Origin of the sequence: Streptomyces sp. NPDC006365 (genome assembly GCF_042870755.1) — a bacterium.
In the GTDB taxonomy this organism is placed as follows: domain Bacteria; phylum Actinomycetota; class Actinomycetes; order Streptomycetales; family Streptomycetaceae; genus Streptomyces; species Streptomyces xiangluensis.
The window spans coordinates 299,216-323,413 of sequence record NZ_JBIAHS010000002.1 but is presented as its reverse complement, the minus strand read 5'-3'; the positions used below and the strand labels follow the sequence as shown (position 1 = coordinate 323,413).

Sequence of the window (24,198 nt, the reverse complement as noted above, 5' to 3'; positions counted from 1 at the left end):
GCTTCAGACCTTCTGGCAGGTGGGGCACCAGAAGAGGTTGCGGGCGGCGAGACCGGCGGTGCGGATCTCGCCGCCACAGATGTGGCAGGGCAGGTTGGCCCTGCGGTACACGTAGACCTCGCCGCCGTGGTCGTCCTTGCGCGGCGGGCGGCCCATCGCGTCCGGCTCGTGTTCCGGGCGGACCGTGTCGATGCGGTTGTTGCGGACGCCTTGGCGCATGAGCGTGACGAGGTCCTTCCACAGCGCGTTCCACTCGGCCGGGGTGATGTCCTTGCCCGGCCGGTACGGGTCGATGCCGTGCCGGAAGAGGACTTCCGCGCGGTAGACGTTTCCTACTCCTGCGATGACCTTCTGGTCCATGAGGAGGGCGGCGATCGTCGTACGACTGCGGGAGATGCGGGCGTACGCCTGTGCCGGGTCGGCGTCCTCGCGCAGGGGGTCCGGGCCCAGGCGGTCGTGTACCGCCTGCTTTTCCGTGTCCGTGATCAGGGTGCAGGTGGTGGGGCCGCGGAGGTCTGCGTACGCGGTGTCGTTGGTGAGGCGTAGGCGGATGGTTTCGGTGGGTGGGGGCGCGGGGGCGTCGCCGAGGGTGACCTTGCCGAAGAGGCCGAGGTGGATGTGGGTCCAGGCCTCGGTTTCGAACTGTAGGAAGAGGTGTTTGCCGTGGGCTTCGGCGGTTGTCAGCGCTGTCCGGTCCAGGAGGGCTGCGGCGTCGGCGAATTTGCCCTGCGGGCTGGTGACGTGGGCCTGGCGGCCGGCGAAGCGGGCGCGGTAGTCGTCGGCCAGCCGGTGGATGGTGTGCCCTTCGGGCACGGGGGCCTCCTGTTCGTGTTCGCGTCGCGGTCCGGGCGGGATTCCTTCCCCAAACCCGCGCCTTCCCGGAACTGGGGGCTGCGCCCCGCCCCAGGCCCCCGCATCGGCCTAGCGGCCTCGTCCTCGAACTCCCCCAGCTACCGCTGGGAGGTGCCCCCAGACGGGCTGAATGGTGCGCGCCCCGTCAGGGGCGCGGGGAACTGCGCGACCAGCCACGACCGACTCGCAGCCGGCGCACTGCGTCTCAAGGGGGCCTGGGGGCGCGCCCGCAGTGGGGTTCCAGGGGCGGAGCCCATGGTTTCGGGAAGGGGCGGGCTTGGGGAAGAAAAACCCTCTACCCCCGTGGGTGGTGCGCCGGAATGTCCGGCATGACCCCGGCCGTCTCGTACGCCGACAGCATGTCAATGCGACGGACGTGACGGTCGTCGCCGGAGAACGGCGTGTTCAGGAACGTCTCGACGAACTTGGTCGCCTCGTCCCGCGAGTGCATACGCGCCCCGACAGCTACAACGTTCGCGTCGTTGTGCTGACGTCCCAACGCCGCGGTCTCCTCGCTCCAAGCGAGCGCAGCACGAACCCCGGCCACCTTGTTCGCCGCGATCTGCTCCCCGTTCCCCGACCCCCCGATCACAATGCCGAGCGACCCGGGATCCCCCGCGGTGCGCGAGGCCGCGCGGAGGCAGAACGGCGGGTAGTCGTCCTGGGCGTCGTAGATGAGGGGCCCGCAGTCGACGGGCTCATGCCCGGCCGCCTTGAGCCACTCGACGAGGTGGTTCTTGAGTTCGAAACCGGCATGATCGGAGCCGAGGTACACGCGCATGGTCCGAGTGTGACACGCGTGTTTCGGCCGGGGCTCCTCGGGTCGGGCCGGTCAAACGCGCCGCTACGTCAGGGCGACGGGTCTGACTCCCGCCAGGTGAGGGCGGTGGGCGCGAGGTGTGGCACGAGAGCGGAAATCAAGCGGCCCCCGCTCCCGTTACGGGCGCGAGGGCTGCGGCTGGGGCTGGGGCTGCGATGTCGCTCTCAGCGCTTCACGAGCTTCCAGGCGGCGGGCAGCAGGCCCATTGCCAGGGCCGCCTTGAAGGCGTCGCCGATGAGGAAGGGCGTGAACCCGGCGGCAACGGCCTCCGTGGGGCTCAACTGCGTGGCGGCGGAGAGGTAGGGGACGCCGATCGCGTAGATGACGGCCTCGCCGAGGAGCATCGTGCCGGCCATGAGCAACACCGAGCGGTCGGCGCCCCGGCGGGCCAGGGCGCCGACGAGCGTGGCCGCCAGCAACATGCCGATGATGTAACCGAAGGTCGGGGAGGCACCGTGGCTGCCGTCCGCGAACCAGGGAACACCGGCCAGGCCGACCAGCGCGTACAGAGCGAGCGAGAGGAAGCCACGCCCGGCGCCGAGCGTGGTGCCGACGAGCAGGGCCGCGAAGGTCTGCCCGGTCACCGGCACCGGCGAGCCCGGCACGGGCACGGCGATCTGGGCGGCGATCCCGGTGAGCGCGGCACCACCGGCCACGAGCGCGACGTCGCGGACGCGGGACGCGGGAAGCAGGTCGGCGAGGACCTTACCCGGCAGGGCGGTGGCGGCAGCGGTGCTCATGGAAACTCCGGCGGTGTGGGAGCGGGCGGTTCGGGACACCGCGACGCTATCCCAGGCCCCTGGACCCGATCACCAGCAGCGCTCGACAAACCACGGATCGTGCGCTTGGTGCGCTCCATACAAAGAGGGGTGGATACACCCTGGGCGGCGTGACCCTGGTCACTGAGCTACGGCGGTCTTACCCACAAGGGGTGGGACCGACAAGAACTGTCGAGTTCCATCAATCTCTCTCGCCATCCCCTCCCCCGCTCCCTCTTGCTGTTAATCTGCACTTGCAACCTTGTTGCAATAACAGCTCGGAGGGGACCCGTTGCGACCACCCGCACATCATCCACCTCGAACATGCGCACGGAAGGGTGCTCGTCCAGGTGAACGGCAGCCCTACACCACGCCATGTCGTCCGCAGGCCCGATACGTTGCTGGAGGCGGGTCGGCGACCTGCCCGGCGGCCGGGAGGGTCGTCGCCGGACGGCCTTCATCGCCGTCAAACTCCTCGGAGCGATCCAGGGGAGAGTCTCAGGCCCTCTGGGCGGGAGAGAGCTCCAATGGCACAACATGACCGGAAACGGTGGCATCGAGCCGGAGTCCCCAGCGGGCCTCGGCTCTTTTGCCGTGTGCTGGGACGCGCCGCCACCGCGCGCACCGCACCGCCCTGGGGCATCCTCGCGCACAAACCTCTGTGCGGGCGCCTCGTCGTCGAGCAGGTCTACGACCACCAGGCCAATGTCGGCCAGGGCTCCACCCCGATCCTGGTCTTCGACGCCTGGGAGCACGCCTTCTACCTCCAGTACAAGAACCAGAAGGTCGACTTCATCGAGGCCATGTGGCAGGTCGTCAACTGGCAGGACGTGGCGCGGCGTTACGCCGCCGCGAAATCCCGTGCGGATGTTTTGCTGCTCGCCCCCTGAGGGCAGTCCGAAGTGTCCTGCCTCGTGATCGTCTTCTCACCTTTCACGCGGGCGGGCGGAAAGAAGAAAACCCCCGCGAGGACGTGACTCGCGGGGGTTTTCCTTGCGGCCCGTGCCCGGCCGGTGGCTCAGTCGTCGGCGCCCAGCCTGAAGTGGAAGACGCCCCAGGTGAGATGCGCCTCGCGGCCGCCGTCGATCCAGTGGCCGAGCCCCTTCTTCATCTGGGCGAGGTAGTCGTGGCTGATCTTTCTGGCCAGCCCTTCGGCCTCTTGGCGCCCGGTCTCTTCGAGGACCCGCGTGTAGTGGTTCACCAACTGTTCGCGGTGCTCTTCGAAGCCACCGTCGACCGGGGTGAATCCGAGCCGGTCCAGCTCACGCATGTAGAAACCCGGCGAACCCATGTCGTCCAGGTGGATCCGGTCGAGAATCGGCTGCAGCACGTCGGCCGAGCCGCCGTCCGCCGTGGCCATCGGGTCGGTGAAGATGAGATGGCCGCCGGGGCGCAGCACCCGCGCGATCTCCTCCAGGACCTTGACGCGGTTCCCGCTGTGCAGGAAGGCGTCCTGGGACCAGACGATGTCGACCTGGTCCTCCGGAAGCGGGATGTCCTCGAAGGACCCGTCCACGACCTCGATCCGGTCGGTGAGCGCGCGTGCCGAGTTCAGCTCCTTGTGGCGCTGGTTCTCCACCTCGCTGAGGTTGAGTGCGACCACCCGGCAGCCGTACGTCCCGGCCAGGTACCGTGCCGAGCCGCCGTACCCCGAGCCGAGGTCGAGCACCACGGAGTCCCGGGTGGGCTCCAGCTTCGACGCCATCCGCTCGACGGTGCGCCGGCTTGCGTCCGCGATGGGCTCCGCGGGGCTTTCGTAGAGGCCGATGTGGATGTCCTCGCCGCCCCACACCGTGGCGTAGAAGGTGTCGGCGTCGGGCGAGTTGTAGTAGCTGCGGGCGGTGCCGACCGCGCCCTTGTACCGGCCCTCCTGCTGGTCATCCATCCGGTACTCCTTCTGCGCCACATGCACGAAGAAGTCCGGCTGCTCACCCCGGTAGGTGTGCTGGAAGTCGCCGTAGGTCTCGACCCGCTGAAAACCCACCTCGGACATCAGGCGACGGGTGTAGTCCTTGCGCAGCGGGAACATGTTGAGGTGGTACACGGAGTCGTCCGGGAAGTGGTACCGCATGCGGCACAGGCCCTCGTCGACGTACTCCGGCTCCACGGTGACGTCCTCACCGCAGTAGTAGTACGTGTGCTTGCTCGTGTAGCCGTCGTCCAGGATCGCGTCGTAATTGCGCTGGTCGAGGACGAGAATTCCGTCGTGTTTGAGCATCGCGTAGAACTCGGCGAGCGCCTTGCGCCGGTCGCGCTCCGAGAAGAGATGCGTGAAGGAATTGCCGAGGCAGACGATGGCGTCGTACTCCCCGTGGACGTCTCTGTTGAGCCACCGCCAGTCCGCCTGTACGACGCGCAGGATGTGCCCGCCCTGCTTGGTGCCGTTCTCGAAGGCCATCGCCAGCATGTCCGCGCTGCCGTCGGCGCTCACGGTGTCGAATCCGGCGGCCAGCAGCCGTACGGAGTGAAATCCTGTGCCCGTCGCGACGTCGAGCACACTCTTCACGCCCCACTTGCGCAGCAGGTCGATGAAGAAATTGCCTTCGCTGTCCGCCCGTTTCTCCCAGTCGATGAGCGAGTCCCACTTCTCGACAAAGCTGGGAACGTACTCCTCCGTGTAGTGACCGGTTTCGCGTACTTCGACAGGGTTGTCGCCGAACTCTTGAGCCGGTTGCACGATGATGGGGAACTCCTTCAGTCATCGGGAGTCATGCTCAGCAGATCGCTAACCGATGTCGGGCACCTCATGCCTCCAAAGTTCGTATACAGCCGCGTAGTTGACGCCGATAGCGGCATTGGCCAGCACCTTTGCCTCTTCAAGATTCTTTGAGACGGAGGGCGGGCCGGTCGGTCCGGGGGCTACCCCCAGTTCTCACGTCCACCGATCAGTGGACGGCAAGTTCCACCAAGCACCTCTGTCTGCCAACTGCCCTGCTCAGCAACGCTTTTGGGCATGAACTCATTCACTGTGCGCATGGCTCGCCGGAGTGCCCTGCACCCATGGCGGGCGATCACCGGATGGCTGGTGTTCGTGGTGTTGTGCCTGGGCATCGGCAGTGCTGTCGGCCTCAACAGTGCGAAGACCGCGGACTACCGGGTCGGCGAGGCCGGCCGGGCCGAGGCGATGGCCGTCGAGGGGCATGTGGAGCGGAGGTCCACCGAGCAGGTGCTGATCTCCGCCCGGTCCGGCGCCGGTCTCGACCGGGGCGCCGCCGAAGCCTCCGCGAAGGCCGCCGCGGCGGATCTCACCGCCCGGATGGAACGGCTGCCCGAGGTCGAGAGCGTGGCCGATCCGCTGCTGTCCGAGGACGGCCGGATCCTCATGGTCGAAGTGGCCGTGAAGGGCGAGGAGCGTGATGCGAAGGACAAGGTCGACGTGCTGGTCGCGCAGACCGAGGCCGTACAGAAGGCGAACCCCGGACTGCTCCTGGAGGAGACCGGAAGTCCCTCCATCAGCAAGGGAGTCGACAAGCAGCGCGCTGACGATCTGGCACTCTCCGAGGCGATCACCCTGCCGGTCACATTGATCACGCTGCTGATCGTGTTCGGTTCGGTGACGATGGCCGGGGTGCCACTGCTGCTCGCGCTGTCGTCGATCGCGGCGGCCGTCGGGCTGTCGATGGTGGTCTCGCACATCTCGCCCGACACCGGCATCGGGACCAACATCATCCTGATGATCGGCCTCGCGGTCGGCGTCGACTACACGCTCTTCTATCTCAAGCGGGAGCGGGAGGAACGGGCCCGCTCCGGCGGACGGCTGAGTTCCGAGGCGCTGGTGGAGCTGGCCGCGGCGACCTCGGGCCGGGCGGTCGTGGTGTCCGGGCTCGCGGTCGTGGTGTCCACGGCGACGCTGTTCCTGGCCTCCGACGTGATCTTCACCTCGCTGGCCACCGGCACCATCGTGGTCGTCCTGGTGGCGGTGCTCAGCTCCCTGACCGTGCTGCCCGCGCTGCTGGTCAAACTGGGCAAGCGGGCCGAGCGCAGGGCGCTCCGCCGTGCCGGGCGGGGCAAGCCCGCGCCGCGGCGGATGCGGGGCGAGGGCGGCGGCCGGGTGTGGTCCGCGCTGCTGCGGCCCGCGACCAGGCATCCGGTGGCCACACTGTGTGTCTCGGTGTTCGCCATGCTCGCGCTCGCCGCACCACTGGCGGGGTTGAAGATCACGGAGATGAGCCGGGACACCCACTCGCGGGAGATCCCCGCCATGCAGGTGTACGACCGGCTCAACGAGGCCTTCCCCGGGCAGCGGGTGACCCACGACGTCGTCGTACGCGCCGATGCCGCACGCTCAGGGGAGGTCACCGCATCCCTGGAGGAGCTGGCTCGACTCGCCGAAGCGGACCCGCTGTTCACCGGCGAGTCCCGGATACGGACCTCCGACGACCGGCGGATCAGCGTGCTGGAGCTGAACGTTCCGCACCTCGGCAACTCGGACGAGGCGTACGACTCCCTCGACCATCTGCGGGACGAGTACGTGCCCGGGACGGTCGACCGGATCCCGGGCGCCGACTGGGGTGTGAGCGGCGACGTCGCCCGCTACGCCGACTATCCCGCGCACCAGAACAGCAAACTGCCCCTGGTCCTCGGCGCGTTGCTCCTGGTGACCTTCGCGATGACCCTGTACGCGTTCCGTTCGGTGGTGCTCGGTCTGCTCGGTGTCGTACTGAACCTGCTGTCCGCGGCGTCGGCGCTCGGGCTGCTCGTCCTTGTCTTCCAGGGCAGTTGGGCCGAGGGGCTGCTGAACTTCGAGTCCACCGGGTCGATCGGGTCGCGGGTGCCGTTGTTCCTGTTCGTGATCCTCTTCGGGCTGTCCATGGACTACCAGGTGTTCGTGGTGAGCCGGATCAGGGAGGCCGTGCTCGCCGGCGTGCCGACACGGCAGGCGGTTCTGGACGGGATCCGCAGCTCGGCGGGGGTCGTGACCAGTGCGGCGGTGGTCATGATGACGGTCTTCGTGAGCTTCGTCTTCCTGCACATCATCGAGATGAAGCAGATCGGCTTCGTCCTCGCGGCGGCCGTGCTGCTCGACGCCTTCGTCATCCGGGTGCTGATCCTGCCGGCGGCGATGCTGCTGCTCGGCGAGGCGAGCTGGTGGCCCTCGCGCGGGGTGCGGCGGCCCGTCCGCGAACGCCGGGAGACCGCCAGGATGCCGGTGGCGGACGTACGTTGATCCGTATGACCACTTCCGTCGGGCAGGCCGGCGACCCCTTCTGGGCCGCCACGATCCGTCGCTGGAACGCGGTGTGCTGGGTGCTGTTCGCCGCGATGGCGGTCGGGCTCGCCTCGATGGACCGGCCCGGCGGGAGCAAGTACTGGGCGCTCGGGATTCTCGGGTTCCTGATGCTCTGCTACGCGGTGGTCGACCGGTTCCCGGACAACCTGGTGCTGCGCCCGCACACGTATCTGCTGGTGCTCGTCACGGTGCTCGGCGTGTTCGCGTACATGCGCAATTCTTTCGGGTCGCTGTTCATGGTGACGCTGCCGCACTTCTGGATGTTCAGCCGTACGCCGCGGGCCTCGCTCCTCTTTCTGGGGCTGGCCACCGGGTCGACGCTGACCGGGAGTTGGCTTCGGCTCGGCAACTCGCCGAAGTTCTTCGGGGAAACGCTGGTCCCGGTCGTGATCGTCGTGGCCGTCGGGATGCTGATCGGCCTGTGGGTGCACTCGGTCGTCGCCCAGAGTCATGAACGGGCACGGCTGATCGTCGAGTTGGAACAGGCACAGGCCAAGCTGTCCGAGGCGCATCAGCGTCAAGGGGCGGCCGACGAGAGGGAACGGATGGCACGCGACATCCATGACACGCTTGCGCAGGGCTTCGCCTCGATCATCGCGCTCGCGGAGGCGGCGCGGGCCGGACTCGACAGCGATCCGGCGCGCAGCGCACAGCAGTTGCGGTCGATCGAGTCGACGGCACGTGAAAACCTGACGGAGGCACGGGAGTTGGTCGGCTCTGCCCAGCAGCAGGGGCAGCCGGCCGCGGGTTCGGTGACGGTGACACTGCGCCGGATCCTGGACCGTTTCGCGGAGGACACCGGGCTCGTGGTCGACGCGGACCTCGAGGACATCGAGTGCGACCAGCCGACCAGGATCGCGCTGCTGCGCTGTACGCAGGAGTCGCTCGCCAATGTGCGCAAGCACGCGCGGGCGTCCACGGTCGGGGTCGTACTGGCCCGGCAGCCGTACGGGGTGGAGCTGGAGATCACGGACGACGGGGCCGGGTTCGTCGTGGGGGAATCGGCGGGGTTCGGGCTCGACGGGATGCGCAAACGGCTCGCAGAGCTGGGCGGGGAGCTCAGGGTGACGAGTTCGGTGGGGGACGGTACGCGCGTACTGGCGACGATCCCGATGGCCGGAGACGCCGTCGAGGACGCTGAGTCTGGGCCCGGTACGGCTGAGCCCGGTGAGGAGTCGACATGACCGGCGGTGAAAAACTGCGGATCATCGTGGTGGACGATCACACGGTGATGCGGGCCGGTGTGGTGGCCCTGCTGGCCGCCGAGCCCAGCATCGAGATCGTCGGCGAGGCGGGCGACGGCCGGGCGGCGCTCGAACTCGTCGCCGCGTACGAGCCCGATGTGGCCCTGATGGATCTGCGGATGCCCGTACTGGACGGTGTCGCGACGACCACGGAGATCGTGGCCGCGCACCCGCGCACCCGGGTCCTGATCCTCACCACCTATGACACCGACGCGGAGATCGAGCGCGGGGTCGAGGCGGGCGCCATCGGCTACCTCCTGAAGGACGCCACCCGCGAGCAGCTGGTCGACGCCATCCACGCGGCGTCGCGCGGCGAAACGGTCCTCGCCCCCCGGGTCGCGGAGAAACTGGTCGCCCGTATGCGCCGCCCCGCCCATCCTCCGCTCACCGCCCGCGAGAGGGACGTCCTCAACGCCGTCGCCGACGGCCTCACCAACGCCGAGATCGGCTCGCGGCTTGTCATAGCCGAGGCCACGGTCAAGACCCATCTCCTGCGCCTCTTCGCGAAGCTGGACGTGAACGACCGGACTCGGGCGGTGGTGGTGGCGATGGAGAGGGGGTTGTTGCGGCGGCCGTCGTAGCGCCGGACAGAAGCCCCCGCGGGGACGTGACCCGCGGGGGCCTTCGGCTCGGTGACCAGAATGCCGCCGGGGAGGGAAGGATTCCGGTCTGACGGCTTCGCCGCCGATGGACTTATGCTCCCGGTTCGGGCCGGATTGCCGACGCCCGGCTGAACCGGGGGGTTCGCACAGAGCGCCGGGTTCGGCCTCCCCGATTCCTTCAGGTGACCGTCCGGAATCAGAGGTTGCTGAAGTCCGGGCCCTTTGTCCGCGTGCGCTTGATCTCGTAGAAGCCGGGGACCGAGGCCACCGCGAGGGTGCCGTCCCAGAGGCGGGCGGCCTCTTCGCCCTTGGGGGCGGGGGTGACAACCGGGCCGAAGAACGCGATCTGCTCACCGTCGGAGCCGGGGACGGCGATGACGGGGGTGCCGACCTCCTGGCCGACCTTGTCGATGCCCTCCTTGTGGGAGGCGCGCAGCTCGGTGTCGAACTCGAAGTCCTCCTGCTCGGCGTAGTCGATGAGGTCGGCGGGCAGGCCGACGTCGGCGAGGGCGCCGGCTATCGCCTCGATGGTCGGTCCCTCACCGTTGTTGTGGATGCGGGTGCCGAGAGCGGTGTAGAGCGGGCCGAGGACGTCCGCGCCGTGCTTCTGCCAGGCCGCGGTCACCACGCGCACCGGCTTCCACGCCTGGGTGGCCAGCATCTCCCGGTACTCCTCGGGCAGCTGGTCGATCTTGTCCTCGTTCAGCACCGCGAGGCTCATGATGTTCCAGCGGACCTCGATGTCGCGGACCTTCTCCACCTCGAGGACCCAGCGCGAGGTCATCCACGCCCAGGGGCACAGGGGGTCGAACCAGAAGTCGACGGGGGTCTTGGCGGAGCTCGTTGCGGCCTCGGACATTGTTCTCCTCTGAAACACGATCAGCACATGCGACGGACGGGTCTGTCCTTGAATGCGCAACCTCTCCCTTCCCGACCCTATTCCCTGCTGCTCGCCACGGGGCCGCATGGCAGGATCGGCCCTGTCCAGATGCTGAACAGCACCCGAGGGAGTACCGCCCGTGCCCGGTGAGAATCTGTCCCGCGACGAGGCCCGGGAGCGGGCCGCGCTGCTGTCCGTCGACGGCTACGACGTGTCTCTCGACCTGCGCTCTGCGGTCGGTGACGGACCCGGGGACGGGGTGCGGACCTTCCGATCCGTGACCACGATCCGTTTCCGTTGCGCCGAACCGGGCGCCACGAGCTTCGCGGACCTGATCGCGCCGAGCGTCACCGCCGTCTCCCTCAACGGCAAGGATCTCGACCCGGGCGCCGTCTTCGACGGCTCCCGCATCCTCCTGGAGGACCTCGGCGACGACAACGAACTCGTGGTCGACGCCCAGTGCGCCTACAGCCGCACCGGCGAGGGCCTGCACCGCTTCGTCGACCCCGAGGACGGCGAGGTCTACCTCTACACGCAGTACGAACCGGCCGACTCCCGCCGCGTCTTCGCGAACTTCGAGCAGCCCGATCTCAAGGCCCCCTTCCGCTTCGAGGTCCGGGCCCCCGAGGGCTGGGTCGCATGGAGCAACGGCGTGGGTGAACTGCACGACGGGGTATGGCAGTTCGCCGAGACGCGGCCCATCTCGACGTACATCACGGCGATCGTCGCGGGCCCGTACCACTATGTGACGGACAGCTACTCCCGCACCTTCGACGACGGTACGACGCTGGAGATCCCCCTGGGCGCGCTGTGCCGCAAGGGCCTCGCCAGGCACTTCGACGCCGACGACGTGTTCCTGGTGACCAAGCAGGGTCTTGACTTCTTCCACGACCACTTCGACTACCCGTACCCGTTCGGGAAGTACGACCAGGCGTTCGTGCCGGAGTACAACCTGGGCGCGATGGAGAACCCGGGCTGTGTGACGTTCCGCGAGGAGTTCATCTTCCGCGGCAAGGTGACACAGGCGTCGTACGAGCGGCGGGCGAACGTCATCCTGCACGAGATGGCGCACATGTGGTTCGGCGACCTCGTCACCATGGAGTGGTGGGACGACCTGTGGCTCAAGGAGTCCTTCGCGGACTTCATGGGGACGTTCTCGGCGGCCGAGGCGACCCGGTTCTCCAACGCCTGGACCACCTTCGCCAACAACCGGAAGGCATGGGCGTACCGCGCCGATCAGCTGCCCTCCACGCACCCGATCACGGCCGACATCCGTGACCTGGAGGACGCGAAGCTGAACTTCGACGGGATCACGTACGCCAAGGGGGCGTCGGTTCTCAAGCAGTTGGTGGCGTATGTCGGGCGGGACGCCTTCCTGGAGGGCGCGCGGCGCTACTTCAAGCGGAACGCGTACGGGAACACTCGGCTCGGGGATCTGTTGTCGGTCCTGGAGGAGACGAGTGGGCGTGACATGGCCTCCTGGTCGCGGGCCTGGCTGCAGACGGCCGGTGTCAACTCCCTCACGCCACAGGTGCTGTTGGGCTCCGAGGGGCGGATCGACGAGCTCGCGGTCCTCCAGGAGGCCGCTGTGACTGCCCCGGCGGACCATCCTGAACTGCGGCCGCACCGGGTGGCGGTGGGCTTGTACCGGCGGTCTTCCGAGGGTGCGCTGGAGCGGTACGCGCGGGCGGAGGTGGACGTCGACGGGCCGCGTACGGTCGTGGCGGAGCTGGCCGGGGCCGAGGCTCCTGAGCTGGTGCTGGTGAACGACGACGACCTGACGTACTGCAAGATCCGTTTCGACGAGGGCTCGCTGGCGACGCTGCGGGAGCGGCTCGGCGAGATCAGCGACCCGCTGGCCCGCGCGCTGTGCTGGTCTTCGCTGTGGAACCTGACGCGGGACGCCCTGATGCCGGCCCGGGACTTCGTCGACCTCGTCCTGCGCTTCGCGGGCCGCGAGTCCGACATCGGCGTGCTTCAGATGCTGCACACGTGGGCGAACTCCGCGCTCACGCACTACGCGGCGCCCGAGTGGCGGGACGTGGGCGGGCAGTTGCTCGCGGAGGGTGCGCTGCGCGAGCTGCGGCAGGCCGAGCCGGGCAGCCAGCATCAGCTGACGTGGGCGCGGTTCTTCGCGGCGGTCGCATCCGGTGAGACCGAACTGGGGCTGTTGCGGGACCTGTTGGAGGGGACGGCCAAGATCGACGGGCTGGAGGTGGACCAGGAGCTGCGCTGGGCGTTCCTGGAGCCGCTCGCCTCGCACGGGGTCGCCGACGAGGCCGCGCTCTCCGCGGAGCTCGCCCGTGATGACACGGCCTCCGGGAAGCGGCACCAGGTTCGGTGCCTTGCCGCGCGGCCGTCCGCGGCGGTCAAGGCGCAGGCCTGGGCAGCGGTCGTCGAGTCGGACGCGTTGTCCAATGCGCTGGTGGAGGCGACCATTGCGGGGTTTGCGCAGCCGTCGCAGCGGGGGCTTGGGGCTCCTTATGTCGCCAAGTACTTCTCGGTGATCGAGCGTGTGTGGGAGGAGCGGTCCATTCAGATCGCGATGGATGTGGTCAAGGGCCTGTTCCCATCCCTTCAGGACTCGCAGGCGACACTGTCCGCGACGGATGCGTGGCTCTCCGAGCATGAGGGGGCGGCTTCTGCGCTGCGGCGGCTTGTGCTGGAGGCTCGGGATGACTTGGCGCGGGCCCTGCGGGGCCAGGCTTGTGACTTGGCTGCCGCCGGGTAGTCGGTTCGCCGCAGGGGCGGGTGCGTTGCTGCGGGATTGCGGGGCGGGTTCGTTGTGGCTTGTCGCGCAGTTCCCCGCGCACCTCAAGGGGCGCGCCTTGCTGGGCCCAGCGCGATCTGGCGGCGCCGCCTCAGTTCTGCCCCGGCAGCGCCGCCTCGTTCCCCGCCGCCAGCAGCACGGCCAGCCGGGTGCGCGAGGCGACGCCGAGCTTGGCGTAGATCCGCCCCAGGTGGAACTCGACGGTCTTGGGACTGATCACCAGTTCCCGCGCCACCTGGCGGTTGGTCAGTCCGGCCGCCACCTTGCGGGCGACCACCAGCTCCTGCGCGGTGAGCGGCGCGGCATCCGCCTTGTGGGGAGCGACGTCCGTCCCGCGCGCGGGGGTGTCGAGGCCGCAGGCCGCCAACTCCCGTTCGCAGCGCTCCAGATCGGGCCGAGCGTCGAGGCCTGCGAGCAGGCTCCGGGCCGTACGCAGCTGTCCCGCGGCCGGGGTCCGCTTGGCCGTCCGGCGCAGGAACTGCCCGTACGCGAGGTGCACCAGCGCACGGCCGAACGGCTCCTGAGCGCGGTGGGCGTGCCGCAGCGCCGAGCGGAAGGCGCTCTCGGCGGCGGCCGGGTCCCCGCGGGCCGCCGCCAGGGCGCCCCGGCTCCGGGCCGCCCGCATCATCGCGGCCGGGTGGTCGCGTCGTACGGCCAAAGCCTCGTACCGGCCGAGGAGTTGTGCGGCCCGCCGGTGGTCCCCGAGCTCGGTCCACGCGTCGGCGAGGAGGTCCGGCCAGGGCACGGCGCCCGGCTCGTCGAAGGTGCCGGAGGTGTCCTGTTCGCTCGGCGGGAGCAGCGAGGCCAGGGCGCTGACGACGTCCTCGGGGCGACCGAGCGTCCGCGCCAGGTGGGCCTCGGCCAGCGCCGTCCACACGAACGGGCCGGCACCGCCCGGGCCGGTGTCCCCGCGCATCCGGCGCACCTGGGCGTGGGCCTCGGCGAAGGAGCCGCGGGCAGCGTGGGTGAGGGCTGCGAGCATCCGGCAGTACGGCGCGTCATGCGGCCGGCCGCTGTCGTCGGCGAGCGAGAGGGCCAGCTCGCAGTGGGCGATCACGTCGTCCCAGTGGCCCGCCAGGTACTCGGCGGCGGCGAGCGCGCCTGCGGCGGTGACACGGAAGAGCGCCGAGTACGTCCGGCCGGCCGCGAGGACCCCGGTCAGGTCCCGCAGGGCACCGGTGAGATCGCCGGTGAACACCCGCAGGGTGCCGCGGCCCATGAGTTCCTGGAGCTGTGCGGGTGACGCCACGGCGGGGTCGGGCAGCGGGCCCAGCTCGCCGAGGGCGCGGGCCGCGCCGCCGCTCGTCGCCATACCGCTGAGCGCCAGATAGCGGATGGTGTCGGTGGCGGTCGCCTCCGGTGCGAGGCGCAGGGCCAGACGCGCCCAGTTGGCGGCTTCCGTGCCGCGCGCGACGCTCCCGTACAGGGCCGCGAACCGGCCCGCGATCCGGGCGGCGAGCACCCGGTCGCCCACGTCGGCATCCGGATCGCAGCGCCGCCAGGCGTCCCGCAACAGAACCTCGGCGCGGTCCGGGTCGGCCGGGCAGAGCCGTCCCAGCAGATAGCTGCGCCAGCCGCTCTCGGCGAACTCTCCGATGTGCTCGGTGACTTCGGCGACATCCGGCACGTCCCCCGCGAGCAGCCGGCACTCGACCGACTCCAGCGTGTACTGCTCGTACGCCGCTCGGTCGGGCGCCAGCCTGGCCGCCGCGGACAGCTGACGCGCGGCCTTCTCCCACTGCTCCTTCGCGGCCGACCGGCGTCCGTGCGCCGCGAGTCCGGCAGCGAGCTGCGGGGCGGGGCCGGTCGCGGCGCAGGCCCGGTGGTGCAGGGCCGTCTCCTCCTCACCGGTGAGCGAGGCCGCCCGGAGGTGCAGGGCGCGGCGGCGTGCGGGGCCGAGCCCGTGGTAGACGGCGGCCTGCACGATCGGGTGCGGGAAGCGGACGACGGGGTCGCCCTGCCGCTCGGTCAACAGCCCGGTACGTACGGCCTGTTCGAGCGCGGGCAGCGGATCGGCGAGGCCGGCGAGGAGGGCGGCTTCGGCGAGGGTGCAGCACCGGCCGAGGGCGCTCGCCGCGGCCACCAGCGCCTCCGCCTGAGCGGTGCAGGAGGCGAGCCGGGCCAGGGCGAGTTCGACGCACGACTTCGGGGCGGGCGGGGTGATGTCGGTACGTTCCAGGGCCTCGACCAGTCCGGGCCCCTCCTGCTCCAGCAGGGCCCGCGCGTACAGCGGGTTGCCGCCGGTGTGCTCGCACAGCCTGCCGGCGGCGCGGACGGTGAGCCGGACGGTGCCCAGGGTGTCGCCGAGAGCGCGGAGCGCGGCGGGTTCCAGCCCTTCGAGCCGGACCCGGACGGCGGCGTCGGCCGTGAAGAGCCGTCGCAGGCCCTCCGGGATCCTGGGGTCGGTGATGTCCCTGGTCACCACGACGACCAGGACACGTACGGCACGCAGTCTGCGCACCGCGAAACCGAGCGCGCGCAGCGAGGCGGAGCCGGCCCACTGGGCATCGTCCACCACGACGGCCACCGCGTCCTCGCCGGCACCTCCGGCCTTCTGGAGCGTCTTCTGGAGCGCCTCCACCAGCGCGGTGCCGGCGGAACCCGGATCCGTCCAGCGCCCAGGCCCGATGAGCTGCTCCAACACACCGAAGGCCAGCCCGGTACCGGCGTCCTCGCCCTCCGCGTACAGCACGTGCGGCACTCCCGCGAGGAAACGCCGTACGAGCGCGGTCTTGCCGATGCCCTCCGGCCCCTCCACCAGTACCCGCTGCGGCTGCCCGGCGCGGGCCCGCCCCTTAGCCCCCTCCAGCACGGCGAGCTCCTCGCCCCGCCCCACGAACACCCGCTTCACGGCGCACCACCCCCGCCCATGCTCCGTCGCCTCCGCATGGTGCCACCGCCCAACGCCGACGTCCCGCCCCGCCGCCGATCCCACGCAACGCGCCCCGCGCTCCCGCCACCCGAGGCTTCCCCTGCTCCGCCCCGACGCCGGCCGGTGGCCGAAAACGGCCTTGCGGCGTCCACGACCTGCGGATGGTTCAGTGCCCCTCACACAAAGGCCCACCACCTCCAGGGGCCGACCAAGTCCTCCCGAGCCCGGTGCGCCGCGAGCGGCATCCTGCCCTGTCGAAATCCGGCGGGCGGCTCCGACGTCCCCGGTGTGGGCTGGAGCTGTCGGCTTCGGTCGACAGCCGGTAGTCGGTAGTCGGTAGTCGATGAGGAGAGGACGGAGTTCGATCATGTTGCTGGAGGAGAAGGTCGCCGTGGTGTACGGGGCCGGCGGGTCCATCGGTGGGGCGGCGGCCCGGGCCTTCGCTCGGGAGGGGGCGCGGGTTTTTCTCGCCGGGCGTACGGCGGCGTCGCTCGAGACGGTCGCCGGGGATCTTCGCGGTGCTGGCGGTGCCGCGGAGACGGCTGTGGTCGATGCCCTGGACGAGGCGGCGGTGGACGGCTTCGTCGACGACGTCGCCGCGCGGGCCGGGCGGATCGACGTCTCCTTCAATGCCATCGGCATCGGGGACGTTCAGCGGCCGCTGATGGAGATCTCGGTCGCGGACTTTCTGCAACCCGTCACGAACGCGATGCGCTCGCAGTTCCTGACGACCAGGGCGGCGGCCCGGCACATGACCGCCCGCGGCTCGGGAGTCATCCTCGCCTTCGGCGGCGGGGGGACGCAGACGCTGCCAGGTCTCGGCGGCTTCAAGATCGCCCTGGACGCGCTCGAGGGGCTGCGTCGTCAGTGGGCCGTCGAGCTGGGCCCGCACGGTATCCGTGTGGTCACCCTGAAGTCGGGTGGTGTGGCGGAGAGCATCCCCGACGGGTTCCCGGGCAAGGAGGCGATCACCGACAGCCTCGTCAAGGAGACCCAGCTCGGCCGCTGCGCGACCCTCGCGGACGTGGGCGACGTGGCCGCCTTCGTCGCCTCCGACCGGGCGCGCACCCTGACCGCGACGGACGTGAACATCTCCTGCGGGGCCATCGTGGACTGAGCGACCGGTCATCAGTGATGTGGGGGCCACCAGTTGTCCGGTGGCCCCCACAGGTCACCGGGGCAGCACCACCACGTACGCCGACGGATCGCGGTCGCACGCCGCCATGAGCGCGGTGCGTACGACGGCTGCCTGCTGCTCCATGGCGTCGCGCAGTTTCCGCGGGGTGACGTGGACGACGGTGATACCGAGCCGTTCGAGGTGGTCGCGTTTGCGGGCGTACTCCGACCACAGCGCGTCGTCGTCCTGGCGGGGAGCCCGGGTGTCCAGTTCGAGGGCCACAGCCTGTTCGGGCCAGTACGCGTCGAGGCCGCCCAGATGAGGGCCGCCGGGCAGGCACAGGTCCACGTTCCACACGGGGTCGGGCAGGCCGTTTTCGCGGACCATGCGGTACAGGTGGTCCTCGGCGATGGCCCGGCCCTCGGCGAGCAGGGTATCGACGGCGTCCACGACATGCGGCCGGTTCAGCAGCCGTGCCTGCGTCAACTCCCTTACGACTGCGGATGGTTCGCAATGGCCGCCGCGTACCGCCTCGGTCAGCAGACGGCGTACGATGCCCGCCTCCGAGAGCTCGGCGACGGCGTCGGCCAGCGCGCGCGGAACGGGAGCCACTGGGAGACCGGTGACCTCCTCGGGCCTCGGCAGCGCGGGCGCCCGGACGATACGCGCGCAGCCCGTCGAGCGGAGCCGGCGCAGGCGCGGGACGAGGACGTCGATCCGGTCCAGGGACAGCAGCGACGGTGCGGACGCGAAGCCGTACAGGGTCAGGGCCGCGAGGCCGGTGATCATCGCGTCGGGGTAACGCTGGGATGAGGGCGGTTCCTGTGCGCCGGGCCCGGTCGCGGCCGGCTGAGCCGGGATGCCCTGTGCTCTCAGGCCCGGTTCGCGCATCGATGAGCGGGCCGCGTACATCAGGACCGCGTGCAGCCGTTCCTCACCGGTGGGTGGGCCGGGGTGCAGCAGGCAGACACCGGGCAGGAACTGCTGCCAGGCTCCGCCCGGCCGGCACTGCTCGTTGATCTCGGCATTGGTCACTCCGTGCGCCCGCAGCTGCGCGTTGGTCAGCACGCGCCGCCGGGCGTCGGACAGGTGGCTCAGGGGGCGGGGGGAGAGAGGGGTGTTGTGGTTCATGCCCCCGAATCTCCCGCACCCGACCGCCCCCCTAACCGCTGTTACATTCCCGTCGAAAAACCCGGACAGCCCAGCCCTAAAGTGCAAGCGTTCGACAGCCGAAAGCCCCTGGTCCGTATGGGGGTTACGGCCCCGGTCACCAACATTCCGTAACTGTTATGCCCGGCAACCGTTGTTGACGGCGCCCCGATGCGCCGGCGCCGATCCACGCTGCACCGGCGGAACCGACGCTTCCGGGGCAGGACTGGGGGTTCTCCCGGGTCCTTCCCCAGGTCCGTTCCCGGCACCGGCGACCTAGCGTCTGGCCTCGTGCCATCACAGGCCATCGCAGGCCGTCACAGGGCCGGACCCCTCGGGGCCGGCCGGCCATATGGGGGAAGGATTCTCATGGCCGACAACAAGGAACTGGTCGTCACCGGCATACCCAGCGCCAAGGTCAAAGCCATCGCCGAACGCGTCGCGCTGGAATTCCAGCTCGCCGCCGACAAGGTCGCCGCACATCACGCGGAGCCCGGCAAGTACCCGATGCCGTCCGACGCCAAGAGCACCGAGCAGATACTCGCCCGCCGTTTCCGTACGCTGCCCGAAGCCCAGCAGAAGCAGGCCGCGGACCGGATCGCGGTGGAGTTGCGGGGCGGTGCCGCGCGGACCAAGCGGCTCGGCGACCTCGCCAAGGTCGACCTCAAGTCGTCGTCCGGTGTCGATGAGCAGGTCCGCAAGACACCGCTCCCGGCGCGGATGAAGTTCCCGGTCGAGGAACTCCAGCGGATGTCCGACGCGCTGGTGGGCCCGATGACCGCCCAAGAGACGGCTGCCGCGGCGGCCTTCCCGGAACTGCGCAACCTGGAGCTGCGGATCCACCGGGTCAAGTGCGTGGACGAGACGAGCGAGATCGGCAAGGACGAGATCGACCTGGGCGGCACGTCCGTGGACGAGGACGGCGACACCAAGAAGATCTCGGCGTTCCGGGTACGCAGCTTCAGCACCGGAACGGTGCAGACATACTCGCCACCGAGGCGATTCACCAACTTCAGCCTCACCGAGCAGAGCAAGGTGACGTTCCCCAAGACGTACTTCGTCACGCTGGTCCTCGCGGAGATCGACTGGGGCGGCCTCGCCGACTTCCTCAACGAACTCCTCGACAAGGTGAAGGCCAAGGTCGCCGCGGCACTCGCGGCCGCCATCGGCGGAGCGATCGGCTCCCCCGGCGGGCCCCTCGGCATCGCCATCGGCGTCGCGGTGGGCTTCGTGGTCGGCCTGGTCTTCGACTACCTCAAGGGCCTGTGGGGCGACGAGGTCTTCAAGCCGATCACGGTCAGCGCCACCATCTCGTCACTGACCAGCCGGTTCCCCGGCGGCCAGGACAACAGCACGGACCGCACCCTCGACTACAAGGGCCACGGCGGCCACTACCAGCTGACCTACGACTGGCGAAAGTACAACTGACCGCCTGAGGACGGGGGCAGATAGAGGGCCGTCACCCGGCTGTCCCGCCCGGGTGACGGCCCTCCGGCGCATCACTGGCTGTGCGGGCCGATGGTGAGCGACATCAGACCCGCTTGGTGAGAATCATCAGACCCGCTCCAGGGGCCGGTGCGGGCCGCTGGGAAGTTCCGCGGCGATCGTGTCGCCCGGGCGCACCACGCCGCCCTCCTTCACGATGCTCATGATTCCGGACTTGCGCACGATGTTCCCGGCTTCATCACGGCCGACGACCTGCTTCAGCAGCCCGTCCTGGAAGTTGTCGATCTGCAGGCAGGGATTGCGCAGGCCGGTCACTTCCAGCACCGCATCGTCGCCGATACGCAGCAGCGTGCCGACCGGCAGGCCGAGCAGGTCAATGCCGCGGGTGGTGATGTTCTCGCCGAGGTCACCGGGCACCACCGTGAATCCCTCCGCACCGACCTCGGCGAAGAGCTCTTCATGGATGAGATGGACCTGGCGCAGGTTCGGCTGAGTGGGGTCCTGCGCGACCCGCGAGCGGTGCCTGACCGTCACGCCGGCATGTACGTCGCCCTCCACACCGAGCCCGGCGAGCAGCGTGATGCTGTCCCGGTTCGGCTTGGTGAACGAGTACTCGCCATTGCTGCTGACCGCCGTCACTGTCCCGCTCATCCTCGGATCCCCCTCCTCGCGACATGATCATCCACGACCCTAGCCCTTACTTCCCGCAGAACTCCGCCTCGATCACCGCCCCGCTGTCCCCCGCCCAGTCCCCGTTGAAGTTGAACGAGAGCGAGTGGCGGCCGTCCTCCGTGGTGACGGCCTCCGAGAGGGAGCCGTGGATGCCGCCGCCGTGGCCCCAGACCGTGATCCCGCAGCTCAGCTTGCTTGCCGACAGGCCGAGGCCGTACGCGAGGTTGGGGGAACCGTCGATCTTGACCGTCTTCTTCATCTCGGCGAGTTGGGCCTTGGGGAGCAATGTGCCGCGCAGGAGGGCGGAGTAGAAGCGGTTCAGGTCGCCGGAGTCGGAGATCATGTCGCCCGATCCGCCGGCGAGCGTGGGGTTCAGTTCCGTGACGTCGTACGTCGGGCCGGTCGCGGTCTCGGCGAGCTTCCCGTACGCCCGGCTGCTGGGCTGTGGCACCTTCGGATACGTACCGGGGACGGACGTGGCGTGCAGGCCGAGCGGTTTGATGATGCGGCGGCTGATCTCGTCCCCGTACGAATGGCCCGTGGCGCTCTCGATGACCATCGCGGCCAGGGAGTAGTTGGTGTTCGAATAGTTCCAGGACGTGCCGGGAGCGAAGTCCGGCTTGTGGGACATCGCGATCTCCACGAGCTGCCCGAGGGTCGCCGTGTCGTAACGGTGCTTGAAGAAGCCGTCCTTGAGGAAGGCCTTCCGTACGAACTCGTCATCCGCCGTGTAGTCGAAGATGCCGCTGGTGTGGTTGAGGAGCCGGCGGAGGGTGACCTTGCTTCCGTCGTGGCCGTTGCCGCGGACCACACCGGGCAGCCACTTGTCGACCTTGTCGTCGAGCGAGAGCCTGCCCTCCGCCTCGAGCTGGAGCAGCACCGTCGACACGAAGGTCTTGGTGATGCTGCCGACGCGGTAGCGGTCGTGGGCGGAACGCGGCTGTTTCGTCTTGAGGTTGCCGACGCCCGAAGTGCCCTTCCAGACCCCGTGCTTGCCCTTCACCTGCCCCGCAACACCGGGGACGCCGTCCTTCACGGCGGCGTCCATCGCTTCCTGGGTCGCGCGGTGGGTTCTGGTGGTCGGGGAGAAGTCGGCCACCGCGGGGGCGGCCATCACGGATGCGGTGAGCGACGCCGCGGTGAGCGCGACAGTGCCCACCAGTGCGATACGCAGGGTGCGTGATGCGGTCATGTGCCGGTTCGTCCCTTCCGTCGGAGGGTGATCGACGGAAGGGACACCGTAGCCGGGCAAGAGGGTTGACTGCCCTGGTGGGGTTGGGCGTTTTTGAGCCCCGTCGGTGGCACACCTCGCCCCGTCGAGGAACTAGCCCTTGTTCAGGACCAGTTCCGTGTTCCGGTCCCCCGGATCCCCTGTGAGGGTCGAGCGGGAGCCCGGGGCGTTGAAGGACAGCTCGCGGTACAGGGCCGCGAGGCCCGTCTGGGTGAGGTCGGCGAAGTCCGTGCGGTGCGGAGCCGCGGATTCGATGAGGGTGGTGAAGAGCGAGATCGTGCCGTCGTGGTTGTCGACGACCTCGATGACGCGGGCCAGTTGGGGGAAGTCGATGTGGGAGGCCGTGGAGATCTCCCAGAAGGAGCGGTTGCCGGGCGCGGGGTGCGGGGTGATGTTGTTCTTGTGGCTGTGGCCGTTCACCCAGGCCAGGGTGGAGCGGTAGCTGCCGAGTAGGGCGAGGACCTCGTCGCCGCCGTGCCGGCGCTCACCGGGGTGGTTCGGGTCCTCGCGGAGGTTGCGCATCGTCTTGCTGGTGTGGTGGCTGAAGACGATGACGTGTTCCTTGTTCCGCTCGGCCGTCTTCAACGTTCGCTCCAGCCAACGCAGTTGGGCGGTGCCGAGTGAGCCCTCGTAATGGCCGCCGGGGTCGGTGCTGTCGAGGCTGACACCGAGCAGGTCGTCCGCGATGCGGAAGGTGTAGTACTGGGTCTTCGCGGCGAGGTTCGCCTGCGAGTAGCCGTGCCCGACGGGGCCGGGACCCGTGTGCGCCGGGTCGAGGTGCGCCTGGAGGTACTCGGCGGCCGTGAAGGGCGCACGCCCCTCGTCCGGGGTGACCGAACGCATCTTCCGCGCCTGCGACTTGAGCATGTCCTTGAGGAGCGTGCCCTTGGGGTCGCCACCCTTCCTGAGGTTCTTCCAGACGGTGGCACCCACCGTCTCGTCCAGCGTCATCAGCTTTTTGCCGCCGACGGCCAACTCGGCGAAGAAGGGGTCGCCGGGCGCGAAGCAGCCGCCTGGCAGGGAATCGTGGTTGCCCACCGTGGAGTACCAGGGCAGGTTGAGGCCGGGGCTCCGCAGTTCGCGTACGGCGGCGGCGAGGAAGCCGTCGATCTTCGGGAAGCCGAGCTGCTTGTCGCCGTCGCGGACGTCCGTGTCGGGCTGCCAGTACAGCTTGAGTCCGCTGTTCTGGACGCCCTCGTAATGCTTCGGGTCACCCGAGTTGGGGGTGATACGGCCGCCGCTCATCACCTTCAGGAACCAGTCCAGCTCCGTCTTGGCGTTGTTGTCGGTGTTGTCGCCGGTGGTCATCACGAAGTGCAGTGGGGAGCCGGTGACGGGGGCTCCTCGCAGTGCGTTGACCCGCTCGACGAGCGAGACCGCGCCGGCCACCGACAGCGACTCCTGCGGACGCCAGGCGTTGGCGGCCTGGGCGCGCAGATACTCGTACCGCAGCGGGTGCTGTACGTCGACCACGTGCAGGTCGGTGAACTGCACGAACGCGGCGAGCGCGGTGCGGCGTTCGCCGCGGCCCGCCTTGGGCGCGGCCAGGTCGCCGCGGACGACGCGCTGCCAGGCGGGGCCGTCGCCGAGCCGCCGGAAGCCGGCGGAGCCCCGCGGCGCCGCGACCGAGCCGAGTGTGGTGCCGCGGGTGTACGGCATGAGTGGTGCGGCGGGTGCCTGACGGGATGACAAGGCGATGGCCGCCCGCCCCTCGTCGGCGGCGGGGACGGTGCTCCCGCCGCTGTCCGGGCGGAGTGCGAAGCCGATACCTGCGGAGAGTGACACCGCCCCGGTGGCGGCCAGGAAGGCGCGGCGGTCACGAACGGATGTGGCGACAGAGCGTATGCGCGACATGGCGCGGTCTCCCCGAGTGCGAACGCGTCAGCAGTGGTCGCGGGCGGTTCACTGACGCGAACTGCCCGCTCACACTGGATCGTTGGCACTGGGAGTGACCTGCGCGTTAACTGAGCGGCAACGGGCAACGCCGATCACCGTACGTGGATCTTGGTCACTCTCCGCGTCCATAGACCCCTCGTCGAACGGAGGGGAGGCGGTCACTCCATGTTCACTTTCCTGGGTAGAGAAGCTATTTCTCGGAGACCGGCAGTCCGGCTGCACGCCCGGTCGCCGGCCGCTCCCGCCAGAGCGTGAGCCCCACGTCGACGAGACCGACCCGCTCCAGATCGGGGACTTCGCCGAATAGATGCCAGGCCGCCATGTCGGTGGAGCCGCCGGTCTCGTGGCGGAGTTCGCCGCCGGTGACGCGGGCCTCGTAGACGATCCGCAGGCCCTGGAAGTCGGCCGTCGTTCCGAGCCTGCGCGGATACTCGCGCCGGATGGAGTCGACTCCGAGCAGCGCGACCGGCTCGACCGCGTACCCGGTCTCCTCCTCGACCTCCCGGATCACGGTGTCGTACGGATCCTCCCCGTGATCCATCCCGCCGCCGGGCAGCGTCCACCGCTTGCTCCCGTCCCTCGCCACCCAGCGCGCGAGCAGCATCCTCCCGTCCCGCACGCATACGGCGTAGGCCGCCACCCTCAACTCCTTGTGCATG

General features: G+C 69.6%; 17 protein-coding genes and 1 pseudogene. 7 read left to right on the top strand and 11 right to left on the bottom strand.

Annotated elements, in window-relative coordinates:
- Positions 1–3: 3 nt before the first annotated feature.
- The 3 genes from ACFYO0_RS06620 to ACFYO0_RS06610 all read right to left on the bottom strand — a co-directional run bounded on the left by ACFYO0_RS06620 (position 4) and on the right by ACFYO0_RS06610 (position 2,412).
- Entirely contained in the window at positions 4–813 is an 810-nt protein-coding gene (locus ACFYO0_RS06620) for an Fpg/Nei family DNA glycosylase (RefSeq protein ID WP_388671653.1), read from the bottom strand.
- Positions 814–1,147: 334 nt separating this feature from the next.
- Entirely contained in the window at positions 1,148–1,633 is a 486-nt protein-coding gene (locus ACFYO0_RS06615) for a ribose-5-phosphate isomerase (protein ID WP_388671650.1), read from the bottom strand.
- Positions 1,634–1,836: 203 nt separating this feature from the next.
- Complete coding sequence (locus ACFYO0_RS06610) at positions 1,837–2,412, bottom strand: biotin transporter BioY (RefSeq protein WP_388671647.1); 576 nt, start codon at positions 2,410–2,412, stop codon at positions 1,837–1,839.
- 653 nt (positions 2,413–3,065) lie between these two features.
- Between ACFYO0_RS06610 and ACFYO0_RS06605 the strand changes: the two are divergent.
- Positions 3,066–3,320, top strand: a pseudogene (locus ACFYO0_RS06605) (Fe-Mn family superoxide dismutase); the annotation flags it as partial.
- Positions 3,321–3,448: 128 nt separating this feature from the next.
- Here ACFYO0_RS06605 and ACFYO0_RS06600 read toward each other — a convergent pair.
- Entirely contained in the window at positions 3,449–5,107 is a 1,659-nt protein-coding gene (locus ACFYO0_RS06600) for a methyltransferase domain-containing protein (RefSeq protein WP_388671644.1), read from the bottom strand.
- A 276-nt stretch (positions 5,108–5,383) separates the two neighbouring features.
- On the opposite strand from ACFYO0_RS06600, the gene ACFYO0_RS06595 reads away from it, so the two are divergent.
- The 3 genes from ACFYO0_RS06595 to ACFYO0_RS06585 are packed head-to-tail and all read left to right on the top strand — an operon-like array spanning position 5,384 to position 9,485.
- Complete coding sequence (locus ACFYO0_RS06595) at positions 5,384–7,597, top strand: MMPL family transporter (protein ID WP_388671641.1); 2,214 nt, start codon at positions 5,384–5,386, stop codon at positions 7,595–7,597.
- A gap of 5 nt (positions 7,598–7,602) precedes the next feature.
- The gene (locus ACFYO0_RS06590; RefSeq protein ID WP_388671638.1) at positions 7,603–8,844 is read left to right on the top strand and encodes a sensor histidine kinase; all 1,242 of its coding nucleotides are present in this window, start codon (positions 7,603–7,605) and stop codon (positions 8,842–8,844) included.
- The gene (locus tag ACFYO0_RS06585; RefSeq protein WP_388671635.1) at positions 8,841–9,485 is read left to right on the top strand and encodes a response regulator; all 645 of its coding nucleotides are present in this window, start codon (positions 8,841–8,843) and stop codon (positions 9,483–9,485) included. The genes ACFYO0_RS06590 and ACFYO0_RS06585 overlap by 4 nt, the downstream gene beginning before the upstream one ends.
- A gap of 217 nt (positions 9,486–9,702) precedes the next feature.
- Here the strand turns inward: ACFYO0_RS06585 and ACFYO0_RS06580 are convergent, their stop codons facing one another.
- Positions 9,703–10,365: a DsbA family protein gene (locus ACFYO0_RS06580; protein ID WP_388671632.1), complete on the bottom strand. Its 663-nt coding sequence runs from the start codon at positions 10,363–10,365 to the stop codon at positions 9,703–9,705.
- A 160-nt stretch (positions 10,366–10,525) separates the two neighbouring features.
- Here ACFYO0_RS06580 and pepN point away from each other — a divergent pair, with 160 nt between their 5' ends.
- Positions 10,526–13,117 carry an aminopeptidase N gene (pepN, locus tag ACFYO0_RS06575; protein WP_388671629.1) on the top strand — a complete coding sequence of 864 codons (2,592 nt, stop codon included), beginning with the start codon at positions 10,526–10,528 and terminating at the stop codon, positions 13,115–13,117.
- A 130-nt stretch (positions 13,118–13,247) separates the two neighbouring features.
- On the opposite strand, the gene ACFYO0_RS06570 is transcribed toward pepN, so the two are convergent.
- Positions 13,248–16,007 (bottom strand): AAA family ATPase, encoded by a 2,760-nt coding sequence (locus ACFYO0_RS06570; RefSeq protein WP_388671626.1) that lies wholly within the window; start codon positions 16,005–16,007, stop codon positions 13,248–13,250.
- 388 nt (positions 16,008–16,395) lie between these two features.
- On the opposite strand from ACFYO0_RS06570, the gene ACFYO0_RS06565 reads away from it, so the two are divergent.
- Positions 16,396–17,145, top strand: a complete 750-nt coding sequence (locus ACFYO0_RS06565; RefSeq protein ID WP_388671623.1) for an SDR family NAD(P)-dependent oxidoreductase — start codon at positions 16,396–16,398, stop codon at positions 17,143–17,145.
- Positions 17,146–17,199: 54 nt separating this feature from the next.
- On the opposite strand, the gene ACFYO0_RS06560 is transcribed toward ACFYO0_RS06565, so the two are convergent.
- On the bottom strand, positions 17,200–18,276 hold the full coding sequence (locus ACFYO0_RS06560) for a hypothetical protein (protein WP_388671620.1): 1,077 nt from the start codon (positions 18,274–18,276) through the stop codon (positions 17,200–17,202).
- A 387-nt stretch (positions 18,277–18,663) separates the two neighbouring features.
- Here ACFYO0_RS06560 and ACFYO0_RS06555 point away from each other — a divergent pair, with 387 nt between their 5' ends.
- Entirely contained in the window at positions 18,664–19,722 is a 1,059-nt protein-coding gene (locus ACFYO0_RS06555; protein ID WP_388671617.1) for a hypothetical protein, read from the top strand.
- A 126-nt stretch (positions 19,723–19,848) separates the two neighbouring features.
- Here ACFYO0_RS06555 and ACFYO0_RS06550 read toward each other — a convergent pair whose 3' ends face one another.
- The 4 genes from ACFYO0_RS06550 to ACFYO0_RS06535 all read right to left on the bottom strand — a co-directional run bounded on the left by ACFYO0_RS06550 (position 19,849) and on the right by ACFYO0_RS06535 (position 24,197).
- Complete coding sequence (locus tag ACFYO0_RS06550; protein ID WP_388671614.1) at positions 19,849–20,391, bottom strand: MOSC domain-containing protein; 543 nt, start codon at positions 20,389–20,391, stop codon at positions 19,849–19,851.
- 46 nt (positions 20,392–20,437) lie between these two features.
- Entirely contained in the window at positions 20,438–21,604 is a 1,167-nt protein-coding gene (locus tag ACFYO0_RS06545) for a serine hydrolase domain-containing protein (RefSeq protein WP_388671611.1), read from the bottom strand.
- Positions 21,605–21,736: 132 nt separating this feature from the next.
- Positions 21,737–23,497, bottom strand: a complete 1,761-nt coding sequence (locus ACFYO0_RS06540) for a TIGR03767 family metallophosphoesterase (protein WP_388671608.1) — start codon at positions 23,495–23,497, stop codon at positions 21,737–21,739.
- A 232-nt stretch (positions 23,498–23,729) separates the two neighbouring features.
- On the bottom strand, positions 23,730–24,197 hold the full coding sequence (locus ACFYO0_RS06535; RefSeq protein WP_388671605.1) for an NUDIX hydrolase: 468 nt from the start codon (positions 24,195–24,197) through the stop codon (positions 23,730–23,732).
- Position 24,198: the final 1 nt, after the last annotated feature.

Bases quoted from the DNA above. Each gene is read 5' to 3' on its own strand.
- ACFYO0_RS06615 (WP_388671650.1), bottom strand. From the start codon at position 1,633: ATGCGCGTGTACCTCGGCTCCGATCATGCCGGTTTCGAACTCAAGAAC.
- ACFYO0_RS06610 (WP_388671647.1), bottom strand. From the start codon at position 2,412: ATGAGCACCGCTGCCGCCACCGCCCTGCCGGGTAAGGTCCTCGCCGAC.
- ACFYO0_RS06595 (WP_388671641.1), top strand. From the start codon at position 5,384: ATGAACTCATTCACTGTGCGCATGGCTCGCCGGAGTGCCCTGCACCCA.
- ACFYO0_RS06590 (WP_388671638.1), top strand. From the start codon at position 7,603: ATGACCACTTCCGTCGGGCAGGCCGGCGACCCCTTCTGGGCCGCCACG.
- ACFYO0_RS06585 (WP_388671635.1), top strand. From the start codon at position 8,841: ATGACCGGCGGTGAAAAACTGCGGATCATCGTGGTGGACGATCACACG.
- ACFYO0_RS06580 (WP_388671632.1), bottom strand. From the start codon at position 10,365: ATGTCCGAGGCCGCAACGAGCTCCGCCAAGACCCCCGTCGACTTCTGG.
- ACFYO0_RS06565 (WP_388671623.1), top strand. From the start codon at position 16,396: ATGTTGCTGGAGGAGAAGGTCGCCGTGGTGTACGGGGCCGGCGGGTCC.
- ACFYO0_RS06560 (WP_388671620.1), bottom strand. From the start codon at position 18,276: ATGAACCACAACACCCCTCTCTCCCCCCGCCCCCTGAGCCACCTGTCC.
- ACFYO0_RS06555 (WP_388671617.1), top strand. From the start codon at position 18,664: ATGGCCGACAACAAGGAACTGGTCGTCACCGGCATACCCAGCGCCAAG.
- ACFYO0_RS06550 (WP_388671614.1), bottom strand. From the start codon at position 20,391: ATGAGCGGGACAGTGACGGCGGTCAGCAGCAATGGCGAGTACTCGTTC.
- ACFYO0_RS06545 (WP_388671611.1), bottom strand. From the start codon at position 21,604: ATGACCGCATCACGCACCCTGCGTATCGCACTGGTGGGCACTGTCGCG.
- ACFYO0_RS06540 (WP_388671608.1), bottom strand. From the start codon at position 23,497: ATGTCGCGCATACGCTCTGTCGCCACATCCGTTCGTGACCGCCGCGCC.
- ACFYO0_RS06535 (WP_388671605.1), bottom strand. From the start codon at position 24,197: ATGCACAAGGAGTTGAGGGTGGCGGCCTACGCCGTATGCGTGCGGGAC.